The sequence below is a fragment of the Mesorhizobium sp. M7A.F.Ca.ET.027.02.1.1 genome (assembly GCF_004022985.1).
Taxonomy (GTDB): domain Bacteria; phylum Pseudomonadota; class Alphaproteobacteria; order Rhizobiales; family Rhizobiaceae; genus Mesorhizobium.
This window is the reverse complement of sequence record NZ_RZOL01000313.1, coordinates 1-7,361: the sequence shown is the minus strand read 5'-3', so window position 1 is coordinate 7,361 and position 7,361 is coordinate 1. Positions and strand designations below refer to the sequence as shown.

6 protein-coding genes are annotated in these 7,361 nt (G+C 63.8%); 2 read left to right on the top strand and 4 right to left on the bottom strand.

Annotation, left to right across the window (positions count from 1 at the left end; all coding sequences use genetic code 11):
• Positions 1–62: 62 nt before the first annotated feature.
• From EN749_RS26420 to EN749_RS26405, 4 genes are all read right to left on the bottom strand, one after another.
• Positions 63–1,244 carry a PLP-dependent aspartate aminotransferase family protein gene (locus EN749_RS26420; protein WP_128364264.1) on the bottom strand — a complete coding sequence of 394 codons (1,182 nt, stop codon included), beginning with the start codon at positions 1,242–1,244 and terminating at the stop codon, positions 63–65.
• The gene (locus EN749_RS26415) at positions 1,241–2,662 is read right to left on the bottom strand and encodes a pyridoxal-phosphate dependent enzyme (RefSeq protein WP_128364263.1); all 1,422 of its coding nucleotides are present in this window, start codon (positions 2,660–2,662) and stop codon (positions 1,241–1,243) included. Before EN749_RS26415 ends, EN749_RS26420 begins: the two co-directional genes overlap by 4 nt.
• 412 nt (positions 2,663–3,074) lie before the next feature.
• Positions 3,075–4,409, bottom strand: coding sequence for an FAD/NAD(P)-binding protein (locus tag EN749_RS26410; RefSeq protein WP_127808551.1), 1,335 nt, complete (start codon positions 4,407–4,409; stop codon positions 3,075–3,077).
• A 31-nt stretch (positions 4,410–4,440) separates the two neighbouring features.
• Positions 4,441–4,917, bottom strand: a complete 477-nt coding sequence (locus EN749_RS26405; RefSeq protein ID WP_128289785.1) for an Rrf2 family transcriptional regulator — start codon at positions 4,915–4,917, stop codon at positions 4,441–4,443.
• A gap of 694 nt (positions 4,918–5,611) precedes the next feature.
• Between EN749_RS26405 and tauA the strand changes: the two genes are divergently transcribed.
• Both tauA and EN749_RS26395 read left to right on the top strand, forming a co-directional pair.
• On the top strand, positions 5,612–6,625 hold the full coding sequence (tauA, locus tag EN749_RS26400; protein ID WP_128289784.1) for a taurine ABC transporter substrate-binding protein: 1,014 nt from the start codon (positions 5,612–5,614) through the stop codon (positions 6,623–6,625).
• A gap of 162 nt (positions 6,626–6,787) precedes the next feature.
• A partial coding sequence (locus tag EN749_RS26395; RefSeq protein ID WP_128364262.1) for an ATP-binding cassette domain-containing protein occupies positions 6,788–7,361 on the top strand: 574 nt, incomplete at its 3' end.

Genomic DNA, 7,361 nt, shown 5'->3' with positions numbered 1-7,361 from the left:
ATACGGGGAGAAATGCCCGGCAGGGCAATGAGGGGCGGCGCCGATTTTGGCGATCTGAGGGTCTATCCCCCCAGCGCCTGCTCCAAATCCGCGATCAGATCATCTCCATCCTCGATCCCCGCCGACAATCTTACCAGCGAATCCGATATGCCGATCTCGGCCCGTTTCTCGGCCGGAATGGAGCCATGCGTCATCAGTGCCGGATGCTCGATCAGGCTCTCCACGCCGCCGAGGCTTTCGGCCAGCGTGAACAGCTGCGTGCGTTCGAGGAACTTTTTGGTGCCGGCTAGGTCGCGGTCGAGCACGGCTGTGATCATGCCGCCGAAGGCGTGCATCTGCTGGACGGCGACGGCGTGCTGCGGGTGGCTGGCGAGGCCGGGATAGATGACGCGGCGGATGTCGCGGCGCGCTTCCAGCCACTGCGCAATCTTCAGCCCGTTGGCGGAATGACGCTCCATGCGCAGCGCCAGCGTCTTCAGCCCGCGCAGCGCCAGAAAGCTGTCGAACGGGCCCGAAATGGCGCCGATGGCGTTCTGCAGGAATTTCAGCTGGGCGGCGAGATCCTTGTTGTCGCCGACCACGGCGACGCCGCCGACCATGTCGGAATGGCCGTTGAGATATTTGGTCGTCGAGTGCACCACGATGTCGATGCCGAGCTCCAGCGGGCGTTGAATATAAGGGCTGCAGAACGTGTTGTCGGCGACCGTCAGAATCCCCTTGCGCCTGGCAAGTGCCGCGACGCCTTCGAGGTCGACGATGCGCAACAGCGGGTTGGTCGGCGTTTCGACCCACAGCATTTTCGTCTCGGGCCGGATCGCGGCTTCCACGGCGGCCAGGTCGGTGAAGTCGACGAACGAGACCTGCAGATTGGCCGAGCGTTTGCGCACCCGCTCCATCAGCCGGAACGAGCCGCCATAGATGTCGTCGGTGGCGACGATGTGGGCGCCGGAATCGAGCAACTCCAGCACGGTGGCGATCGCCGCCAGGCCGGACGCGAAGGCAAAGGCGGCCGAACCGCTTTCGAGGTCGGCCACGGCGCGCTCGAAGGCAACGCGCGTCGGGTTCTGGCTGCGGGCATATTCAAAGCCCTTGTGCACGCCGGGCGACTGCTGGGCAAAGGTCGAGGTGGCGTAGATCGGCACCATCACCGCGCCGGTCAGCGGGTCGTGGCTCTGGCCGCCATGGATGGTGCGCGTCGAGAAAGCCAGACGGTTCTTGCCCGGTGGTGGTGTTTCAGCGGTCATCGTGCGCGCCTCAGATGGTTGATCAGGTCGATGCGGGTAATCAGGCCGACGAACTCGTCGCCGTCGAAGATGATGGCGACCTCGTTGCGGTCGAACACCGGCAGCAGCGCATCCAGCGTCTGGCTGGCCTGTAGCGTGTGCAGATTGGAGGTCATCGCCGTGCGCACCGGGCCGTTGAAGCGCTCCCAGCGGCCGTCATAGGGGCCGTCGACCTTGGCCAGGATGTCGCTTTCGTCGACGATGCCGACGAGCTTGCCATTGTCGAGCACCGGCAGCTGCGAGACATCGGAACGGCGCATGCGGCCATAGGCGTTGAGCAGGCTTTCGTCCGGGCCGACATAGACGGTGTCGCCGGTGCGGTGCGAGCGCATCACCAGGTCGCGCAAATCGCCATGCTGCTCGTGCGCGGCCAGCCCCTGCTCCGCCAGCCAGAAATCATCGAACACCTTTGACAGATACTTGTTGCCGCTGTCGCAGACGAAGGTGACGACGCGTTTGGGCACCGTCTGCTCGCGGCAATAGCGCAGCGCCGCCGACAAAAGCGTGCCCGAGGATGAGCCGGCGAGGATGCCTTCCTTCGACAAGAGGTCGCGCACCGCCAGCATGCTCTGCTTGTCGGGGATCGAATAGGCCTTCTTGACCAGCGACAGATCGGCGTTGGGCGGCACGAAATCCTCGCCGATGCCTTCGACGGTCCAGCTGCCGGCCTCTTCCATCTTGCCGGTCTTGATCAGCGGCGCCAGCACCGAGCCGACCGGATCGGCAAGCACCATTTCGGTCTTCGGCGACACTTTGGCGAAGTAGCGGCCAAGCCCGGTCAGCGTACCGCCGGAGCCGACGCCGACGACCACCGCATCGACGTCACCGTCGAGCTGCGAAAAGATCTCCGGGCCGGTGGTGGTTTCATGCGCCAGCGGATTGGCCGGGTTGGCGAACTGGTTGGCATAGAAGGCGCCGGGCGTTTCCGCCGCGATCTTCTCGGCCATGTCCTGGTAATATTCGGCATGGCCCTTGCCGACGTCGGAGCGCGTCATGCGCACTTCGGCGCCGAGCGCGCGCAGATGCTGGATCTTTTCGCGCGACATCTTGTCTGGCACGACCAGCACGATGCGGTAGCCCTTGGGGATGCCGACCTGGGCAAGGCCGAGGCCGGTATTGCCGGCGGTCGCCTCGACGATGGTGCCGCCGCGCCGGAGCTTGCCCTGCTTTTCAGCCGCGGCGATCATCGACAGCGCGATACGGTCCTTGATCGAGCCGCCCGGGTTCTGGCTTTCAAGCTTGATGAACAGCCGGCATTTGCCGGTATCGAATTTGGTCAGCTCGACAACCGGCGTCTGGCCGATCAGGTCGAGCACCGATTTGTAGGGCGGACGCAGGCGGGATAATTCGTCGGCTGCGGCGATCTCATGCTCGCTCATATCGATGCTCCATGACCAAGCGACCGCCTCTAGGCAGGGCGGCAGCGTATCCTCTTTTCCAGCCCTTTGCAGTCGGAAAGAAGATAGATCGTGCCAATCAACCGGCCAGATGTGGAATGAAATTCCGGGTTTGCGTTGGCGAGAGTCGCTTCGAAGTCAGGCGAACCCTCCGCGCGTTCGTCATCCTAGGGCGAAGCGACGCGAAGCGGAGTGTAGACCCTAGGATCCATGCCGTGACATTGGTCGAAGAATGCAGCGGTGCAGAATTAATTTGGAAGCATCCGGCTGCATCGACAGGTTTGCACCGCCGCAAAGCTCGCAGGTCGCGGCATGGATCCTAGGGTCTCCGCGACGTCGCTTCGCTCCTGCTCCGCCCTAGGATGACGACGGCGTTGGGATTTGCGCGGAGCTCTCAGCCGAGCAGCTGCTTGCTCAGCCTCGCACACTGCACGCGGATATCGGGAATGGCGTCGATCTCGAAGAAGGTGCCGCGCGTCAGCGGGCCGACGGCGAGGATCTTGGCCGAGATGGTTCCGTCGCCGGCGATGATCTCGCATTTGGCCGATACATCGAGGCCGATGCGCAGCGGATCCGGCCGTGCCAGGCCGCGGTCGACCAGCGAGCGCACGACGCTGTTCGATGAGGTCGAGATGTCCCTGACGATACCAGAGCAATCGTAGATGCGGGCGACCTCGAAGGTCTCGAGACGCTGCGTGTGGCGCGACTGGACCTGGACGGTGAATTCGCCGTTGCGCGCGATGTCGACGACGCGGCCGGCGACCAGGCGGATGCGGCCGGATTGCACGGCTTCGGTGACACGGGCGTAGACCTCGGGCGCCATGCGATGGCGGTGGATGTCCCACCAGGCCTTGGTGTGCTCGACGAAGCGGCGCTTGGCGGAAGCCGGCCAGTTCTGCCAGATCTTCTGGTTGAACGGCCGCAGGCCGTCGACGACGTCGCGCCAGTCGATGCCGGCCTTCTGGTTTTCCTTGATCAGGTCGCGGAACCAGCCGACGAAATAGGAGAGCTGCGTGCCGAGCGGAATGTCGGCGACGTCGAGCTTGATCGGATTGCCCTTGCGATGCGGCGAGGGCAACAGGCCGCGCCGCGACACAGCTATGATGTCGCCGCGATGGCCGCGCTGTTCCAGCGCCAGGAAGGCATCGACCATGCTCAGGCCGGTGCCCAGCACCATGACGCCGGCGTCGGTCGGAAGTGCTGTATCGGCTTCCGATCCCATCCTGATGGCATGGCCTTGCGCCGGCTCCTCGTCGTGGCCGGTGGCCAGCACGGCGAGATGCGCAACGACGCTGGTGCCGTTGGCCAGCGCCACTTCGACACCGGATGCGGTGGGCGTGATCGAGAGGCTTTCCTCGCGGATCAACCGAAGCCGCCCGGTCTGCTTTTCGCGCGCCTGCAGCTCGTCGAGCAACTCGCCGAGGTAACGGGCATAGATGCTGCGCGGCGCATAGAAGGGCGCCTGCTCGGCCGTTGCCAGGCCGCGCTCCTGCAGCCAGCGCCAGAAATTGCCGGGATCGTCGGCATAGGCGCTCATGCCGGCGGCACTGACATTCAAGACATGCGCCGACAGCAGCGTCGAATAGGCGATGCCCTGGCCGAAATGCGGGCGCCTTTCGATCAGCGTGACGCGCAGGTCGGGATTGGGCGACTTCAGGAGATGTGCGGCCAGCACGACGCCGCTGGCGCCGCCGCCGACAATGATGATGGAGTTGGCGCGCCCGGTCATAGGCGTGCCTTCGCTCTGCGCAACGCCAGTGTCAGGCCTGGACCTTCACCGCGACCGGCAGATCGCCGATGTCCCTCGCAACCGGCAGGTCGTCGAGAGAGATATCGCGCATTTCGGCGAGGCTGCGCTGATCGAGCACCTCGGCGATCGCCTGCCGGACCTCGAGCATCAGATGTCGGACTTGGCATGTCGCCTCGTTGCAATCTTCACAGCGCTGGTACTGGGTGCGGCTGGCGCAGGGGATCGGCGCCAGCGGGCCGTCGAGGACGCGCACCACATGGCCGACCTTGATCTCGTCGGCGGGGCGCGCCAGGCGATAGCCGCCATCCTTGCCCTTGCGGCTCTGGACGAAGCCGGCATTGCGCAACTCGCCCAGGATGGCGTCGAGAAATTTCTTCGGGATGTTGTTGCCGGTGGCGACGTCGTTGACGAAGGCGAGCTGTCCGGCCGGCAAGCGCGCGAGGTGCACAAGCGCCTTGAGGCCGTACTTACCTTTTTTGGTGAGCATGAGATTAAAATTTCTCTGGCATGCGACGGCATGGAACCATCGGTTGCAAAACGCCTGGCGGGCGTTGCCGCCGCGTCCAAGCCCGCATGACACATAAATTCTAGTGACATGATGTACAAGCCGAGAACTGCTGATTTTGCTTCGTTTTCAAGCCGCGCCGGCCATTTTGGCCAGCCTTTGGGCCCACAGGGACAAAAAAGCGCACGACTCTGAAGGCGCGATCGTCGCGATATGGTGACTGCTCATCGTCGCCTCCAGTCTCAATGTCGATAAGATTACTATACTTACCCTCGAACACGCGGGATAGGTTTTCTAAATCGGCCGCCGTTTGAGGTATGGATTTGCCTGATATTGGCTTGGGTAAGAACCTATCATTCGTGCGTGCACGGCACAGAGTTGAGTACCGAAGCGTACCTAACTTCGTCATCCACGGGCGGAGCAGGAGCGAAGCTCCGTCGCGCAGACCATAGGATGACGAAGCCGGGAGGCTCGCGGAGCGCCATTCTTGTTCGTATGCGATTTGTCATCGGGGCGATGATGGCGGTTGCAGCCGCCATATGCGCTCGGGTGCTCCGTCACCGACAGCTTTTTTCTAACAAGCCCGTCTCGGTTGGAAGGATTTAACTCTACAAACCTAATAGAATTAGCGGACTATCATGGGGCATTCCGATTTTTCTCTTTTCAGGAGCCCTTCATGTTCACCATTTCGCGACGCATTGTTCTCCTCTCGTCGGCGGCGCTTGCCGGCGCGGCCTTCCTCGGCCCGGCCCATGCCGACGACCTCAAAATCACCATCGGCTATCAAACGGTGGTCGAGCCTTCGAAAGTGCCGCAGGCCGACGGCGCCTATGAAAAGGAGACGAAGGCAGTAATCGACTGGCGCAAATTCGATTCCGGCGCCGATGTCATCGCCGCAGTCGCTTCCGGCTCGGTCGATATCGGCTATGTCGGCTCGAGCCCGCTGGCGGCGGCGGCTAGCCGCGAATTGCCGATCCAGACCATCTTTATAGTCGGCCTGATCGGCGAATCCGAGGCGCTGGTGGCGCGCAACGGCGCCGGCATCGAGAAAGTCGCCGACCTCGCCGGCAAGAAGGTCGCGGTGCCCTTCGTCTCGACGACGCACTACAGCCTGCTCGCCGCGCTGAAGCATGAGGGCGTGGATCCGAAGTCGGTCGAGATCCTCAATCTCAGGCCTCCGGAAATCGCCGCCGCCTTTTCGCGCGGCGACATCGACGCCGCTTATGTCTGGGATCCGGCGCTCGGCCAGATCAAGACGACGGGCAAGGTGGTGGTGGATTCCTCGCAGGTCGCCGCCTGGGGCGCGCCAACCTTCGACGCCTGGATCGTGCGCACCGACTTCGCCGAAAAGAACCCGGAAGCGGTGCGCGACTTCGTCAAGGTGACGGGCGCGTCCTATGCCGAGTTCCTCGCCAAACCCGGCGCCTGGTCGGTGTCGTCGCCGCAGGCAGCCGCGATCGCCAAGCTCACCGGCGCCAAGCTGGAAGAAGTGCCGCAGCTGCTCAAGGGCTATGTCTTCCCAACGCTCGAAGAGCAGGCCTCCGACAAATTCCTCGGCGGCGGCACGGTCAAGGCGGTGGAAGCGACATCCGCCTTCCTCAAGGAGCAAGGCAAGATCGACGCCGTGCTGCCGGACTATTCGAAATACGTGTCGTCGAAATACGTCACAGAGGCGCTTGCCTCGAACTAGTACTCGCTTAACGCAATTCCGGACGGAAAACCGCTTCACACTTTTCCTGGAATTGCTCTGAACCCGGCCCGCGCGCTTCTTCCCTGACGCCGCGTGTTGACTGCCCCGGAACCGCTGACGAGCGCCGGGGCCGTCGGATTTCAACGAAATTGCGAGGCATCCATGCCGCATCTCGTGCTCGACCCCCATCTCGTACTGGACCCCCATCTCGTGCTGGACAAGGTCTCGATCCACTATGACGGCCAGGCGGAGCCTGCCGTCGAGCTTGTGTCGATCGATGTCGCCAAGGGCGATTTCGTCGTGCTGGTGGGCCGGTCCGGCTGCGGCAAGACCTCGCTGCTCAACGTCGCCGCCGGCCTTGTCGCGCCGGCACGCGGGCGCGCCTCCATCAACGGCAAGCCGATCACCGCACCTGGTTCGGACCGGGCGGTGGTGTTCCAGAACGACGCGCTGTTTCCATGGCTGACGGCGCGCGAAAACGTTGCCTTCGCGCTCAGGCTGCGCGGTGTCAGGCCAGCCGAGCGGGCGCGGCGCGCCGATGAGTTGCTGGCGCTGGTGAAGCTCACCGACGCCGGCGACAAGCGCATCTGGGAGCTTTCCGGCGGCATGCGCCAGCGCGTCGGCCTGGCCCGGGCGCTCGCCGCCGAACCGGAATTCCTGCTGCTCGACGAACCGCTCGGCGCGCTCGATGCGCTGACGCGCGAGCGCATGCAGACGACGCTGCTCGATTTATGGA